The sequence below is a fragment of the Tardiphaga sp. 619_E2_N8_4 genome (assembly GCF_051810905.1).
Taxonomy (GTDB): Bacteria; Pseudomonadota; Alphaproteobacteria; order Rhizobiales; family Xanthobacteraceae; genus Tardiphaga; species Tardiphaga robiniae.
On the sequence record NZ_JBPWQJ010000001.1, the window covers coordinates 1,089,543 to 1,103,621 of the forward strand.

Sequence of the window (14,079 nt, forward strand, 5' to 3'; positions counted from 1 at the left end):
GCCTTGTTGGCTGGGCAGCGCAAACTCCTGCCAGAGATTGACCTAGGGGTCGAGCCGCATCGGCAGTCCAGCCCGGACCATATGCTCCTTGGCCTCGCGAATGGTAAATTCCCCGAAGTGAAAAATCGAGGCCGCCAGCACCGCGGTGGCGTGGCCGTTCCTGATACCTTCGACCAGATGATCGAGATTGCCGACGCCGCCCGAGGCGATCACCGGTACGCCGACACTGTCGGCGATGGCCCGGGTCAGTTCGATATCGAAGCCGGAGCGGGTGCCGTCGCGATCCATCGAGGTGAGCAGGATTTCACCCGCGCCCAATGACACGACTTCCTGGGCGAATTCGATGGCATCGATGCCGGTCGACTTGCGGCCGCCATGGGTAAAGATCTCCCAGCGCGAGCCGGACCGTTTGGCGTCGATCGCCACTACGATGCACTGGTCGCCGAACTTCTCGGCGGCTTCCTTGACGAACTGGCGATTGGCCACCGCGGCCGAATTGATCGAGACCTTGTCGGCACCGGCGCGCAGCAGCGTCTTGATATCGTCCACCGTACGCACGCCACCGCCGACGGTGAGCGGCATGAAGCAGGCTTCGGCGGTGCGACGGACCACGTCCATCATGGTGCCGCGGTTTTCGTGGGTGGCGTTGATATCGAGGAAAGTGAGCTCGTCGGCGCCAGCGGCGTCATAGGCGATCGCAGCCTCTACGGGATCGCCGGCATCGCGCAGGTCGACGAAATTAACGCCCTTCACCACGCGTCCATCCTTGACGTCGAGGCAGGGGATGACGCGGACTTTGAACATGGCTCGGTCCTTATGCCGCCTGCTTGATGAGCTTCAGCGCCTCGGCCGGATCAATCCGCCCGTCATACAGCGCACGGCCGGAGATCGCGCCTTCGAGCTTCGCAGCACGTGGCTCAAGCATGGCCTTGATATCATCGATGGAGGCGAGACCGCCCGAGGCGATCACCGGAATTGAAATCGAATCTGCCAGCGCAATCGTCGCATCCCAATTGATACCCTTGAGCAAACCGTCGCGCGCGATGTCGGTGAAGATGATGGCGGCAACGCCGGCATCTTCAAAACGCTGCGCGATTTCAAGTGCTGTAACCGTCGAGGTCTCGGCCCAGCCTTCGACGGCAACCTTGCCATCGCGCGCATCGAGGCCGACGGCCACCTTGCCGGGGAATTTCTTCGCGGCTTCCTTCACGAGCGCGGGATCGCGCACCGCGGCCGTTCCGATGATGACGCGGGTAATGCCCTTGGAGAGCCAGGCTTCCACCGTCTTGAGATCGCGAATGCCGCCGCCGAGCTGCACCGGCATCTTGATGACCTTCAGCATCGATTCCACGGCCTGCGCATTCACCGGCTTACCGGCAAAGGCGCCATCGAGATCGACAACATGGAGATATTCGAAGCCTTGAGTCTCGAAGTCGCGCGCCTGTGCTGCGGGATCGAGGTTGAACACAGTGGCGCGCGCCATGTCGCCCTGCTCAAGGCGAACGCACTGGCCGTTTTTCAGATCGATGGCGGGAAAGAGAATCACGGCTTCCACTTCAGAAAGTTCGAAATCAGAGCCAGCCCGAAACGCTGGCTCTTTTCGGGATGAAATTGCGTACCGATCGCGGTGTCCTTGCCGACGATGGCGGTAATGGGACCGCCGTAATCGGCGCGCGCCAGCACATCGGCCTCGTTGACCGCGTTCAGGTGATAGGAGTGTACGAAATAGGCATGGCGACCCTTCGGCCCGAGTGGCAGGCGCTCCAGCACCGCGTGCTCGCGCACCATGTCGAGTGTGTTCCAGCCCATATGCGGGATCTTCAGGTTCTCTTCGCGCGGCTTGATCTTCTCGACATCGCCGGCGATCCAGCCCAGCCCGTCGGTCGTAACGTGCTCCTTGCCCTTGGTCGCCATCAGCTGCATGCCGACGCAGATGCCAAAAAAGGGTCGAGCCTTGTCGCGCACCGCTTCGGTCATCGCCTCGACCATGCCGTCCAGTGAATCCAGTCCCTTGCGGCAATCCGCGAAAGCGCCGACGCCGGGCAGCACGATGCGATCGGCGCGAAACACCGTTTCAGGATCGCGCGTGACGATAATTTTCTCCGGCACGTCCATGCTGCGCGCGGCGTGCTCGAACGCCTTCGCCGCAGAATGCAGGTTGCCCGAGCCGTAATCGATAATGGCAACGCTCACCGTGTCACCCCCGGTTGCGGGAATAACCCGATGATGTCGTTTTGCGCCGGCGACGGCGGACGCGAGAATGCTTGGCCGGGCGCGTGACGGGTCGGCGGCGGACCGCCGCGATCGCTCGCCCACTGATCGTTGACTGCGTTGTGCTGCGCGGTCCAGCGATCGAAGAAGCGACGCTCGGCGGCATCCTTGTTATCGGCGACGACCACATCGAGCTGACGCCACTTGCCGCGCGACAGCGTCCAGCGGCGCAGGCTGGCGGCCTCAAAGCCCATCAGCAGCGCGAACAGCAGCATCACGACGAAACGGGCGCCGAGATCGACCTTCAACATCGACAGCGCGACTTCGCCGGCGATCGACAGCACGACATAGCCGAGCAGTGCCCACCACAGCCGATGATAGATCAGCCAGATCAGGCCGGCGACGAACGCCCAGAAATGGAATCCATCGCGCACGAACTCGAACTTGTCCGTTGCCGCAAACGGCTCAGGGCCGGCACCGCGAGGTGCGTGAACTGTGTAGACCGGCATGGCAAACTCCGCCCGAAACCGTAGAGGCCGATCAGCCGCCGAGCTGACCCTTGGTGGATGGCACTTCGCCGGCGTTGCGCGGATCGATCGCAACACCCGCCCGCAGCGCCCGCGCCAGACCCTTGAAGCAGGATTCGGCAATGTGATGGCTGTTCTCGCCATATAGGGTTTCGACGTGCAAAGTCACGCCCGCATTGCCGGCAAAGGCGTTGAACCACTCGCGCACCAGCTCGGTGTCGAATTCGCCGATCTTGTGGGTCGGGAAGGTGGACTTGAACACCAGCACCGGCCGGCCGGAAATATCCAGCGCCACCCGGGTCAGGGTCTCGTCCATCGGCATATAGACCGAGGCATAGCGGGTGATCCCGGCCATGTCGCCAAGTGCCTGCTTGACCGCCTGGCCAAGCGCGATACCGACATCCTCTACCGTATGATGGAAATCGACATGAAGGTCGCCGACCGCTTTCACGGTGACGTCGATGCGGGAATGGCGGGCGAGCAGATCGAGCATATGGTCAAAGAAGCCGATTCCGGTGGTCGATTTGGATACGCCGGTACCGTCGAGGTTCACGGAGACCTCGATATCGGTTTCCTTGGTCTTGCGCTTGATCGTCGCCGTGCGCATGAAAACGCCTCTCCGCCTGCTGAAAACGCGCCCTTTTAACAGGGAGATGACACCTTCGCTACCGCGAGAGAGCCGATTCCGGACCGATCTTTGCGCCTATGGTGACCGGAATCCGCGCCCATCGGCCGCTGGCCTATGCTTCCTCGCCGGATTTGCAACGGCCGGTATCCGTGCCTAGATCAGGCGCTCAAGAGGGTTTCCATGAACGCATCTTATTCGGCTTCCCATGACGGATCGTCCCCGGTCTGGCACGGCACCACCATCCTGACCGTCCGCAAGGGCGGTAAAGTCGTGATCGGCGGCGACGGCCAGGTCTCGATCGGCCAGACGGTCATCAAATCCAACGCCAAAAAGGTCCGTAAACTGGGCAAGGGCGACGTGATCGGCGGCTTTGCCGGCGCCACGGCGGACGCCTTCACGCTGTTCGAGCGTCTCGAAGCCAAACTGGAGCAGTATCCCGGCCAATTGACCCGGGCGGCCGTCGAACTCGCCAAGGACTGGCGCACCGACCGGTATCTGCGCCGGCTGGAAGCCATGATGATCGTCGCCGACAAGGACGTCTCGCTGGTGCTGACCGGCACCGGCGACGTGCTCGAGCCGGAAGCCGGCGTGATGGCCATCGGCTCCGGCGGCAATTACGCACTGGCTGCGGCGCGGGCGCTGGTCGATACCGACCAGGATGCCGAGACCATCGTGCGCAAGTCGCTGGATATCGCGGCCGATATCTGCGTCTACACCAACCGCAACGTGACGCTGGAAATGCTGGAGGCATGACCGTCGCGGGTCACAATACCCGCGCGTCGTCCGGCAGCGACCTCTCGGTCAAGCAGGGCGTCGTCATCGCACTCGGCCTGCTCGCCCTGCAGGCGACTCTTCTTTATGCGATGGGGCGATTGCCGATCTGCGCCTGTGGCTACGTGAAGCTGTGGCATGGCGTGGTGCTGAGTTCGGAGAATTCACAGCACCTCACCGACTGGTACACATTCTCTCACATCATCCACGGCTTCTTGTTTTACGCCGCCACCTGGCTGCTGCTTCCACGACTGTCCTGGATCGCGCGCCTGATCGTCGCCATGCTCATTGAAGGCGGCTGGGAGCTGCTGGAAAATTCGAGCTGGATCATCGAACGCTATCGCGCGGGTACGATGTCGCTGGATTATTTCGGCGACAGCATCGTCAATTCACTGGCTGATACACTCTCGATGATCACGGGCTTCATCCTTGCGCGGAAGCTCCCAGTCGCCGCGACCGTCGCGATCGCGCTTCTGTTCGAGGTACTGGTCGGCCTGCACATTCGCGACAATCTCACTTTGAACGTGATCATGCTGATTCATCCATTCGAAGCGATCCGAACCTGGCAGGCCGGCCCACCTATTATCTGATCCGCTTGTCCCCACGCCCTTCTCAACTTACGTAGAGTGACATGACCGACTTTTCTCCCCGCGAAATCGTAAGCGAACTCGACCGGTTCATCGTCGGCCAGCACGACGCCAAGCGCGCGGTATCGATCGCGCTGCGCAATCGTTGGCGGCGCCTGCAACTGACCGGATCGCTCCGCGACGAAGTGCTGCCAAAGAACATCCTGATGATCGGCCCCACCGGCGTCGGCAAGACCGAGATCGCACGGCGGCTGGCGAAGCTCGCCGGCGCGCCTTTCATCAAGGTCGAAGCCACCAAGTTCACCGAGGTCGGCTATGTCGGCCGTGATGTCGAGCAGATCATCAGGGACCTCGTCGAGGTCGCGATCTCGCTAACCCGCGAGCGCAAGCGCAAGGACGTCCAGGCGCGAGCTCAGCTCGCCGCCGAGGATCGCGTGGTCGATGCGCTGGTCGGCGCCACCGCGAGCGCAGCAACGAAAGAGTCGTTCCGCAAGAAGCTCCGCACCGGCGAGCTCAACGACAAGGAGATCGAGATCGAGGTTCAGTCCTCCGGCGGCCCCTCGATGTTCGAAATCCCGGGAATGCCCGGCGCGCAGATGGGCGCGATCTCGATTGGCGATATCTTCGGCAAGATGGGGAAGGGCACCAAGACGCGCCGCCTCCGGGTAGAAGATGCGCATGAGCCGTTGGTGAATGAGGAAGCCGACAAGCTGCTCGACAGCGACGCGCTCGTGCAGGAAGCGATTTCAGTCGTCGAGAACAACGGCATCGTGTTCCTCGACGAGATCGACAAGATCTGCGTGCGTGATGGGCGCAGCGGCGGCGAAGTCTCGCGCGAAGGCGTGCAACGCGACCTGCTGCCGCTGATCGAAGGCACTACCGTCTCCACCAAGCATGGCGCGGTGAAGACCGACCACATCCTGTTCATCGCGTCCGGCGCATTCCATATTGCCAAGCCGAGCGATCTCTTGCCGGAATTGCAGGGCCGCCTGCCGATCCGCGTCGAGCTCAATGCGCTGACCCGCGACGACATGCGCCGCATTCTCACCGAGCCGGAGGCTTCGCTGATCAAGCAGTATGTGGCGCTATTGCAGACCGAAGGCGTGACGCTGGAATTCGCCGACGACGCCATCGATGCACTGGCCGACGTTGCCGTTGCCGTGAATTCAAGCGTCGAGAATATCGGCGCACGACGTTTGCAGACGGTGATGGAGCGCGTGCTCGACGAGATTTCCTTCGCTGCGCCCGATCGCAACGGCGAGACCATCCGAATCGATGCCGCCTATGTGCAGAAGCATGTGGGGGATCTGGCGAAGAATTCGGATCTGAGCCGGTTTATTTTGTGAGACGAAGCACCGACCTTTCGCTCCCTCGCCCCGCTCTTGCGGGGAGAGGTTAAGAACGCGCCCGCCTGATCCGCACATACAGCGCACCGGCGCCGCCGTGCCCGATATGCGCTTCCTCGAATCCAACCACCAGCGAACGAAACTCCGGCAACCCCAGCCAGAGCGGCACCTGGCGGCGCAGGACGCCGCGCTCGGATTCCGGGCCGGTCGTGCGGCCCTTGCCGGTGATAACCAGCACGAAAGTCATTCCGTCATGGCTGGCGCGATGCAGGAATGCCGACAGCGCGTGATGCGCGCGCGTCTGTGTCATTCCGTGCAGATCGATCCGCGCGTCGATGTCCTTGCGACCGCGCGAGAGCTGCGAACGCTCGCGACGGCCGAGCGGCGCCAGAGGCGGCACCGGCGGCGGCGCAGGCTTTGCGGTTTTGAGGACTGCCGGCGGTGCCGAGGTCATCTTCCTGGGCGCCGCGACTTTCACAAGCGTTGGCGCGTCTTCCGCAGGCTCCGGCTTCACCACACGCTTCTTGCGCAGCGGCTTGACCTGTTTGGCGACCAGTTCCCACAGCGCGCGCTCCTCTTCGCTCAGCACGCGGCGACGGCGCGGCGCCACGGGATCGATGAGTTGCGGTGGACGTGAACGCTTCATTGCCAGGGGAAACGGAAGAGGGACTGCGGCTGCTTCGCTGCGCGACGATACACGCGGTGCCTGGCTTTGGCACGTTTCGGTTTCGCTTCCCGCTTCACTTCAGGTTTTACTTCGGGTTTTTTCTGCGACTTCGCCTCGGCTGCGACTTGAGGCGCGACCGCAGGCCGAGCCTCCGGCAATGGCACTGTCGTAGCCACGGATGGAGACGATGTCGGGGTGGGCGCGACTGCAGCCACAGCCGGTTTTGCAACCGGCAATGGCGGCGGCGCTGTCACGGCTGGCGCCGCGGGCTTCGACGCGACCGATGTATCAGATCTGGACGTATCGGGCCTTGCTGCAGCCTTGTTATCGATCGCGAAATTTTCGACCTTCGATGCTTCGACCGGCTTCGGCTCGGTCTGCGGGAACATCTTTGCGATTGTCTCAGACGGCCGCGCATCGGGCAGCGGCATGTGATGGCCGCGCACAGAGGGATCGAGACTCTTCGGCACCAGCATAACAAAGCGCGCAGGATGGCGCATCCGGCCGGCGACTCGGCCAGCTTCTGCGCCGGCCCCAAAATACAGATCGGCACGGGCCGGGCCGACAATGGCCGAGCCGGTGTCCTGCGCTACCATCAGGCGACGGAACGGCGTCTTTGCCGTATCCGAGTCGACCGGCAGATCGCCTTCGATGAAGAACGGTGTGCCATAGACATGCAGCGACTTGTCGACGGCGATGGATCGGCCCGGCGTCAGCGGCACGCCTTGCGCACCGACGGCTTCGTCCTTGTCGGAGAGCTGCACTTCGCGAAAGAAGACATAAGAGCGATTCTGCCGACGCAGTTCGCTCGCGGCATCCGGGTTCTCTTCCATATATTGCCGGATACGCTGCATCGACATCTGCTCGCGCGGAATGATGCCACGATCAATCAGCACGCGACCGACCGGCGTATAGCGATAGCCATTATGCGCATCGTAATTGATCCGCACCGTGCCGCCGTCTTCGAGGCGGACGCGCGCCGAGCCCTGGATCTGCGTGAACAGCAAATCGGTCTGGCTCTTCAGCCAGACGATTTCAAGCCCGCGCCCGGCGATGGCGCCGTCTTCGATCTCACCACGATCATAATAAGGCACGAGTTTGCGACGGCCAATCTTGCGGAACACATCGCCGCCATTCGGCATGCTCGCAGATGACTGGCGATAGCCGCGCACAAACAGATTCGACGGGCGGCGATAGACCGGCACGGTGTAAACGTCAGTCTTCGTGCGCGAACCGTCGATCACTGGCTCGTAGTAGCCCGTGACGAAACCTTCGGGTTCGCCGAGCCGTGAGATACGCAGCGGCAGAAAATGGTCTTCAAAGAAGGCGCGGGCCTTGGCGCCATCGGAAATCTCGGCAGTTCTCGCAGCCCGGCAGGGATCGCGGAGCGTGGTGCCGAGCGCCTTCGAATCAGTTGGTGGGTTGCGTTGAGCAACAATCGGCTTGCAGCTGGTGCGAAAAGCCTGGAAGGCGAGGAGGTGATCGTCCTCGCTCCAGCCGGCGATATCGGCCCAATTCACCGGCGCATATTGGCTGCCTGTGAATTCGAACGGCCATTCCCGCGGCGGATTGTGCCGCGGCACATATACAAATTGTGCAGGATCATTCTTGACGTGCTTGGCGTGACGCCGGACCCGCGCGTCTGCAGAGGCAGGAACCAACGCAGCAGCAATCACGCACAGCGCGGCAAGCCGGCCGAGCCCGGCAGCGTTATTGCACGCTGCCGGTGCCAACCAGCTTCCAATTCGGATCGCGCGAGGTGATATCGCGGGCAAAGGTCCAGACGTCGGTGATGTCGCTGACCTTGTCGGCATTGCCGTCGACCACAGCGCCGGTCTTGTCGCGCGTCACCGAAATCATCTGCGACACGAAACGCACGGTGAGCTGTGCCGCGCGATCGCGCACTTCGGCGCCGACGAGTTCGGCCTTGTCGATGGAGACGAAACGGGTCTCGGTCTTCTGCTCGTTCTTCTCGCGGTCCTTGATGACGGCGTCGAACGAGTCGAACACTTCCGATGACAGCAGATCCTTCAGCGACCGACGATCGCCATTGGCAAAGGCCAACACGATCATCTCATAGGCGCCCTTGGCGCCGGTGATGAAATGGCGCGGATCGAACGACGAATCCTGGTCGACGATGGCATCGAGACCGGCGGCGAGCGGCGTGCCCGGTTCGGTGATGCCCTTCCAGCGCTCGGCGGGAGAGACGTCGGCGGCCGGTGCCGGCGCAGCCTGATCGATGGGACCGCCAGGCATCGGCACGACATTGCCTTCGGGCGGCAGAGCATCACGCGCGGCGCGGTCGAAGGGCGGACGCTCCTCGCCGGTGCGCTGTCCGAGCACGTTGCGCAGGCGGATGAAAATGAAGACCGCCAGTGCCAGGAAGATGATGGTGTAAATGTCCACGTCTTATTGCTTTCTGATCGGTGCCGGGCATGCCCGGCGGAAGACTATGCCGCCCATCGCGGTGCTGAAATCGGCTCCCACAGGGTCGGGAGATCGCGTCATGGGCGAACCTGCTCCATGTAGACATGAAACTAAGCCCAGCCAATGGCGCGCCATCGTGTCCGGCTGCGGCAAAGCGGCCTTCGCACCGGCAGCCTCGACCGCAACCGTTTCGATAAATTCTAGCGCGTTTGTCTGTCAGAGGAAATCGGATCGAACGAGGAAAACCCGCACTTTCAGTCATTTAACGTGAATTCGGGGCGAATATGACCGGTTTTGCACCTGGATGCCCAAGCGGTGGGTCAAACCAGCGATTTTCTAGCGTCCAGGTTGTGGCGTGGCATCCTTGTCGAGTGCCGCAGGCCTATGATAGCCACTCGCCGCGATCACCTCATTCGACCGTTCGTGCGGACGCCCGCGACGAACCGGTTCCACCCGCCCGGCAGCGCTTCAGGAGAATTTTCGATGGCAAACGGCAACGGCACCCCTCCGGAGCAGTCCCCCCCTCAGCTTAATGTACTGGCGCAGTACACCAAGGACCTGTCGTTCGAAAACCCGAACGCCCCAGCCTCGCTGGCACCGCAGGCCCAGCAGCCGAACATCAATATCCAGATCAATGTCGGCGCCAACAATCTCTCCGAGAGCGAATATGAAGTGACGCTGTCGGTCGAGGGCAAGGCCGAGAACGCCGGCTCGGTACTGTTCTCTTTCGAACTGGCCTATGCCGGCGTGTTCCGCATCGTCAACGTGCCACAGGAAAACCTGCACCCGCTGGTTATGATCGAATGCCCGCGCCTACTCTTCCCGTTCGCGCGCGAAATCATCGCCACCGCGGTGCGCGATGGTGGCTTCCCGCCGCTGATGCTCGATCCCGTGGATTTCGTCGGTCTGTACCGGCAGAACCTAGAACGTCAGGCTCAAGCCGACGCTGGTCCGGCAAACTAAGTTCGGGTGCTCCAAACAATAAGCTTACGTCATGGCCGGGCTTGTCCCGGCCATTGTCGTTTTACGACGGCGTTCCCAGAAATTCGTTCCAGATTGCCTTCTCGCCCATCGTTGCGACAAAGGCGCGGTGCTCGGCGCGATCGGCTTCGGTCACGCGCGGCGCAAGTGCGATCTCGCGCTGGCGGCGCGGCGCGTCATTGATGCTGCCGGTGCGCTGCGCAGGCGCTTCGTCCGCCAGGATCAGTTGCGACTGACGGGCGCCAATGAGGTCTATATAGACTTCCGCCAGCAATTCGGAGTCGAGCAGCGCGCCGTGCTTGGTGCGGCGGGAATTGTCGATCGCATAGCGGGCGCAGAGATCGTCGAGCTTGTTCGACACACCGGGATGCTTGCGGCGCGCCAGCAGCAGCGTGTCAACGAGACGCTCGCGCGGCACCGGCGGGCGCTTGATGCGATCGAGTTCGGCATTGATGAAGCCGAGGTCGAACATGCCGTTATGAATCACCAGCGGCGAATCGCCGATGAAGGCCATGAAGTCGTCGACCACTTCGTGAAACAGCGGCTTGGTCGACAGGAACTCGGCCGACAGCCCGTGCACGTTGAATGCTTCCTGAGGCATGTCACGCTCGGGATTGACGTAGACATGGAAGGTCTGGCCGGTCGGCATCCGGTTGAAAATTTCGAGGCAACCGATTTCCACCAGCCGATCGCCCCGGAGGGGATCGAGGCCGGTTGTTTCGGTATCCATGACGATTTCGCGCATCGCAGTAAGCCGGTTGTCGAATCAGGGGGCGGTTACGGTCGCCGTTGCGGCATCTTAACAGCCTCGGCGAGAATTTCACGGATCTGCTCCCGCACGGGATCCAATCCGTTCGATGTATCCACCACGAAGTCGGCGCGCTTGCGCTTTTCGGCGTCAGGCAGCTGCCGCGCCAGAATGGCGTCGAGTTTCTCGGCCGTCATACCCTCGCGCGCCAGGATACGCTCGCGCTGCTGCTCGGGATTGGTGGACACGACGACTACAGCATCGACCCGCTTTTCTCCGCCGGTTTCATAGAGCAGGGGCACATCGACGACTGCCACCGGCGCACCCGACTTCTCTGCATCGTCCAGGAATTTTCTGTGATAGGCGCCGAGCAGCGGATGCACGATCTGCTCGAGCCTCTTCATCGCGGCGGCATCGTGCACCACCAGCGGCGATAGCTTCGCGCGGTCGACCTTGCCATTCACGGTGGTTCCGGGAAACGCCGCCTCGATCAGCGGTGCAGCTTCGCCCTCATAGATCATGTGCACGGTGGCGTCGGCGTCATAGACCGGCACGCCGGCTTCCATGAACAACTTCGCCGTGGTGGATTTCCCCATTCCGATCGAACCGGTCAGCCCCAATACGCGCATCAAGTCCTCATCAAAATCAGATCGCGATCATCTCTTCGCCGCGCAGGAAACTCAGCAGTGGCAGTAGTGGCAGACCAAGAATGGTGAAGTGATCGCCTTCAATCAGCTCGAACAGATGCACACCCAGACCTTCGAGCTGATAGGCGCCGACACTCGTCGTCACCTTGTCGCCCGCAGCGTCCAGATAGGCATTGATCGCCGTACCATCCAGCTTGCGCATGGTCATATGCGCCACGGAGACATTGGAGAACAACGTCGCACCATCGCAAACGACGGCAAGCGCTGAATGCAATTCGTGGGTCCGACCGGCGAGGATCGCAAGTTGTTCGGCCGCCTGTTCGCGTCCGGCGGGTTTGCTGAACATCCGATCCCCGAGCGCCAGGATTTGATCGGCGCCAAGAACATAGCGGCCGGGATGACGCAGCGAGATAAAGGCCGCCTTCCGCTCGGCGAGCAAGGCTGCGATCTCGCCCGGCGCCTTCAACCCGGATTTCTGCTGGATGCCGCGCTCGTCGATATCCGCCGGCATCGCGTCAAACGTAATGCCAGCATTCGCCAGCAACTCACGACGCGCCAAACTTTGCGACGCCAGGATCAGCGGTTGCACGCCACGCCAAATGGTCATTCGGACATCCTCTGACGCTGGCGATCGGCCAACAGTTTCATGATGGCCGCCGCGGTTTCCTCGATGGAGCGACGTGTCACTTCCAACAAAGCCCAGCCGTATTTGGCGCTAAGCTTGCGCGCATAGGTGACTTCGTCCGTGACCGACTGGCGATCGATATAATCGTCATTGGCCGTATCGCTGCCAATGCTGAGAAGCCGGTTCTGGCGAATCTGAATCAAGCGCTCCGGCGTCGCGTGCAGGCTGACCACCAGCGGATTTTTCAACGTCTCAAGCTGATGGGGAATGGGGATGCCCGGGACGAGCGGCACATTGGCCGTGCGCACACCACGATTGGCAAGATAGATCGATGTTGGTGTCTTCGATGTGCGCGAAACGCCGACCAGAACCACGTCCGCTTCTTCGAGGCCTTCCACATGCTGGCCGTCGTCATGCATCATCGAATAATTCAGCGCGTCGATACGCTTGAAATATTCGGCGTTGAGCGTGTGCTGCGCACCGACGCGGCCGGTGGTCGACGCACCAAGATAAGCCTGAAACAGCTGCATCACTGGCCCGATGATCGACAGGCTCGGGCTGTTGATCTCCTGGCACTTGGCTTCCAACCGGCCAACCAGATCTTTTTCCAGCAGCGTGAAGAGAACGATGCCGGGCGCTTCCTCTATTTCGGAGAGCACGCGATCGAGTTGTTTCTGGCTGCGGACCAGCGGATAGACATGCTCGACCGGCGTGACATTCGCATATTGCGCCGCGACGGCGCGGGCCACCGTGATCAACGTCTCACCGGTCGAATCGGAGACCAGATGAAGATGAAAATAGCTGCCGGTGGTGGGCACCATGATCGTGTATGTCCTGTGAATCTCTGTGGAGCTTTTCCGGGAAATCGACCATCGCCTCGGCGAGCCCGGGATAACTCGGTTTTTTCTTCACAGGGCTCATGAAGAGGAAAAGCTCTGAGGCTGCTCTGAATGATAATGGGGTTATCCGGGTTTGTCTTGGGATAATCCAGTGCACGGCGACGGTAAGCCTTTGCGCTGCATATCGAACTTGCATGCAGGCCGCTTTGGGGAAATCACGTGGCGATGTGCATAAGCGTGGGACAGTTCCGGGATTGTTTTGGGCGGCTGAAATCCACTGTCACTTAGACTCAAACCTAAGATTCTATAAATATTATTTAAGAGAAGGATGGCTTGCGGATAGTGCGGTGATCCGCTCTGTATCGGCGCGTCCTGCAACGCGGCTTTCCGGTGAAATGTCCGGTCTCGGCACGTGCGATGGGACGCAGTGATGCTGGAAAGAACTTTTGAATGTATGAATGGGCCAAGGCGCTGCATGTGATCGCCGTCATCTCGTGGATGGCGGGCATGCTCTATCTGCCGCGACTATTCGTCTATCACTGCGATGCGGAGATCGGTTCGAAGCAATCCGAAACCTTCAAGGTGATGGAGCGTCGCCTGCTCAAGGCGATCATCAATCCGGCGATGATCGTCACCTGGATCCTCGGCCTGTATCTCGCCTGGGCCGGTCACTGGTTCAGCTCGGGCTGGTTTCACGCCAAACTGACGCTGGTGCTGCTGATGTCTGGCGTTCATGGCTTTCTGAGTGCCCGGGTGCGTGATTTTGCTCAGGACAAAAATACGCGGACTTCGAAATTCTATCGAATTATCAACGAGGTACCCACAATTTTGATGATCCTGATCGTCATTTTGGTGATCGTGAAGCCGTTCTAGGCCAAATTTCTCATCACAACCGCCGTTTCGGCTCCTTGCGCGACACCCTGCGATTTTCTATATTCGCGTCATCCCACCCCACGCAGGCGGATGTGGTTTGTACCGGTTTCGCTTTTTGAACCGGCCACCGCATCAGGTTTGAAGCTCCTTCAGCACCTTCCTCGCTCAAGACTTCCTGGCCAGAGACCTGCGGACTTTCCTG

General features: G+C 61.2%; 17 protein-coding genes. 5 read left to right on the forward strand and 12 right to left on the reverse strand.

Annotated features, from left to right (window positions below; translation table 11 throughout):
* Nucleotides 1-42 precede the first annotated feature (42 nt).
* From hisF to hisB, 5 genes are read right to left on the reverse strand one after another with little or no spacing between them, the layout of a single operon-like run.
* Complete coding sequence (gene hisF / locus AB8A23_RS05160; protein ID WP_320446115.1) at nt 43-804, reverse strand: imidazole glycerol phosphate synthase subunit HisF; 762 nt, start codon at nt 802-804, stop codon at nt 43-45.
* 10 nt (nt 805-814) lie between these two features.
* Nucleotides 815-1,546 (reverse strand): 1-(5-phosphoribosyl)-5-[(5-phosphoribosylamino)methylideneamino]imidazole-4-carboxamide isomerase, encoded by a 732-nt coding sequence (gene hisA, locus AB8A23_RS05165; protein ID WP_120288087.1) that lies wholly within the window; start codon nt 1,544-1,546, stop codon nt 815-817.
* Nucleotides 1,543-2,193 (reverse strand): imidazole glycerol phosphate synthase subunit HisH, encoded by a 651-nt coding sequence (gene hisH / locus AB8A23_RS05170; RefSeq protein WP_439060253.1) that lies wholly within the window; start codon nt 2,191-2,193, stop codon nt 1,543-1,545. Before hisH ends, hisA begins: the two co-directional genes overlap by 4 nt.
* Nucleotides 2,190-2,720: a DUF2628 domain-containing protein gene (locus AB8A23_RS05175; RefSeq protein ID WP_175369352.1), complete on the reverse strand. Its 531-nt coding sequence runs from the start codon at nt 2,718-2,720 to the stop codon at nt 2,190-2,192. Before AB8A23_RS05175 ends, hisH begins: the two co-directional genes overlap by 4 nt.
* A 31-nt stretch (nt 2,721-2,751) precedes the next feature.
* On the reverse strand, nt 2,752-3,345 hold the full coding sequence (gene hisB / locus AB8A23_RS05180) for an imidazoleglycerol-phosphate dehydratase HisB (RefSeq protein ID WP_089263102.1): 594 nt from the start codon (nt 3,343-3,345) through the stop codon (nt 2,752-2,754).
* 201 nt (nt 3,346-3,546) lie between these two features.
* Here hisB and hslV point away from each other — a divergent pair, with 201 nt between their 5' ends.
* Genes hslV through hslU form a run of 3 tightly spaced genes read left to right on the forward strand, consistent with a single transcriptional unit; the run spans nt 3,547 to nt 6,070 of the window.
* Nucleotides 3,547-4,119: an ATP-dependent protease subunit HslV gene (gene hslV, locus AB8A23_RS05185; RefSeq protein ID WP_068730238.1), complete on the forward strand. Its 573-nt coding sequence runs from the start codon at nt 3,547-3,549 to the stop codon at nt 4,117-4,119.
* Entirely contained in the window at nt 4,116-4,727 is a 612-nt protein-coding gene (locus tag AB8A23_RS05190) for a DUF2585 domain-containing protein (RefSeq protein WP_231078638.1), read from the forward strand. Before hslV ends, AB8A23_RS05190 begins: the two co-directional genes overlap by 4 nt.
* A 41-nt stretch (nt 4,728-4,768) precedes the next feature.
* Complete coding sequence (gene hslU, locus AB8A23_RS05195) at nt 4,769-6,070, forward strand: ATP-dependent protease ATPase subunit HslU (RefSeq protein WP_231078639.1); 1,302 nt, start codon at nt 4,769-4,771, stop codon at nt 6,068-6,070.
* 49 nt (nt 6,071-6,119) lie between these two features.
* On the opposite strand, the gene AB8A23_RS05200 is transcribed toward hslU, so the two are convergent.
* From AB8A23_RS05200 to AB8A23_RS05210, 3 genes are read right to left on the reverse strand one after another with little or no spacing between them, the layout of a single operon-like run.
* On the reverse strand, nt 6,120-6,716 hold the full coding sequence (locus AB8A23_RS05200; RefSeq protein ID WP_439060252.1) for a Smr/MutS family protein: 597 nt from the start codon (nt 6,714-6,716) through the stop codon (nt 6,120-6,122).
* Nucleotides 6,713-8,551 carry a murein transglycosylase A gene (gene mltA, locus AB8A23_RS05205; RefSeq protein ID WP_439066016.1) on the reverse strand — a complete coding sequence of 613 codons (1,839 nt, stop codon included), beginning with the start codon at nt 8,549-8,551 and terminating at the stop codon, nt 6,713-6,715. The genes AB8A23_RS05200 and mltA overlap by 4 nt, the downstream gene beginning before the upstream one ends.
* Nucleotides 8,448-9,143 carry a Tim44/TimA family putative adaptor protein gene (locus AB8A23_RS05210; RefSeq protein WP_068730234.1) on the reverse strand — a complete coding sequence of 232 codons (696 nt, stop codon included), beginning with the start codon at nt 9,141-9,143 and terminating at the stop codon, nt 8,448-8,450. Before AB8A23_RS05210 ends, mltA begins: the two co-directional genes overlap by 104 nt.
* Before the next feature lie 504 nt (nt 9,144-9,647).
* Here AB8A23_RS05210 and secB point away from each other — a divergent pair.
* Nucleotides 9,648-10,127, forward strand: a complete 480-nt coding sequence (secB, locus tag AB8A23_RS05215) for a protein-export chaperone SecB (RefSeq protein WP_068730233.1) — start codon at nt 9,648-9,650, stop codon at nt 10,125-10,127.
* A gap of 61 nt (nt 10,128-10,188) precedes the next feature.
* Here secB and dnaQ read toward each other — a convergent pair whose 3' ends face one another.
* The 4 genes from dnaQ to AB8A23_RS05235 are packed head-to-tail and all read right to left on the reverse strand — an operon-like array spanning nt 10,189 to nt 12,983.
* Entirely contained in the window at nt 10,189-10,890 is a 702-nt protein-coding gene (gene dnaQ / locus AB8A23_RS05220; protein WP_089263111.1) for a DNA polymerase III subunit epsilon, read from the reverse strand.
* Between the two features lie 32 nt (nt 10,891-10,922).
* The gene (gene coaE, locus AB8A23_RS05225; protein WP_439060250.1) at nt 10,923-11,522 is read right to left on the reverse strand and encodes a dephospho-CoA kinase; all 600 of its coding nucleotides are present in this window, start codon (nt 11,520-11,522) and stop codon (nt 10,923-10,925) included.
* 16 nt (nt 11,523-11,538) lie between these two features.
* Nucleotides 11,539-12,147, reverse strand: coding sequence for a Maf family protein (locus tag AB8A23_RS05230; RefSeq protein ID WP_439060249.1), 609 nt, complete (start codon nt 12,145-12,147; stop codon nt 11,539-11,541).
* Nucleotides 12,144-12,983 (reverse strand): pyruvate, water dikinase regulatory protein, encoded by an 840-nt coding sequence (locus AB8A23_RS05235; protein ID WP_089263669.1) that lies wholly within the window; start codon nt 12,981-12,983, stop codon nt 12,144-12,146. Before AB8A23_RS05235 ends, AB8A23_RS05230 begins: the two co-directional genes overlap by 4 nt.
* Nucleotides 12,984-13,454: 471 nt before the next feature.
* Here AB8A23_RS05235 and hemJ point away from each other — a divergent pair, with 471 nt between their 5' ends.
* Nucleotides 13,455-13,877 carry a protoporphyrinogen oxidase HemJ gene (hemJ, locus tag AB8A23_RS05240; RefSeq protein ID WP_093757804.1) on the forward strand — a complete coding sequence of 141 codons (423 nt, stop codon included), beginning with the start codon at nt 13,455-13,457 and terminating at the stop codon, nt 13,875-13,877.
* The last annotated feature ends 202 nt before the right edge of the window (nt 13,878-14,079 follow it).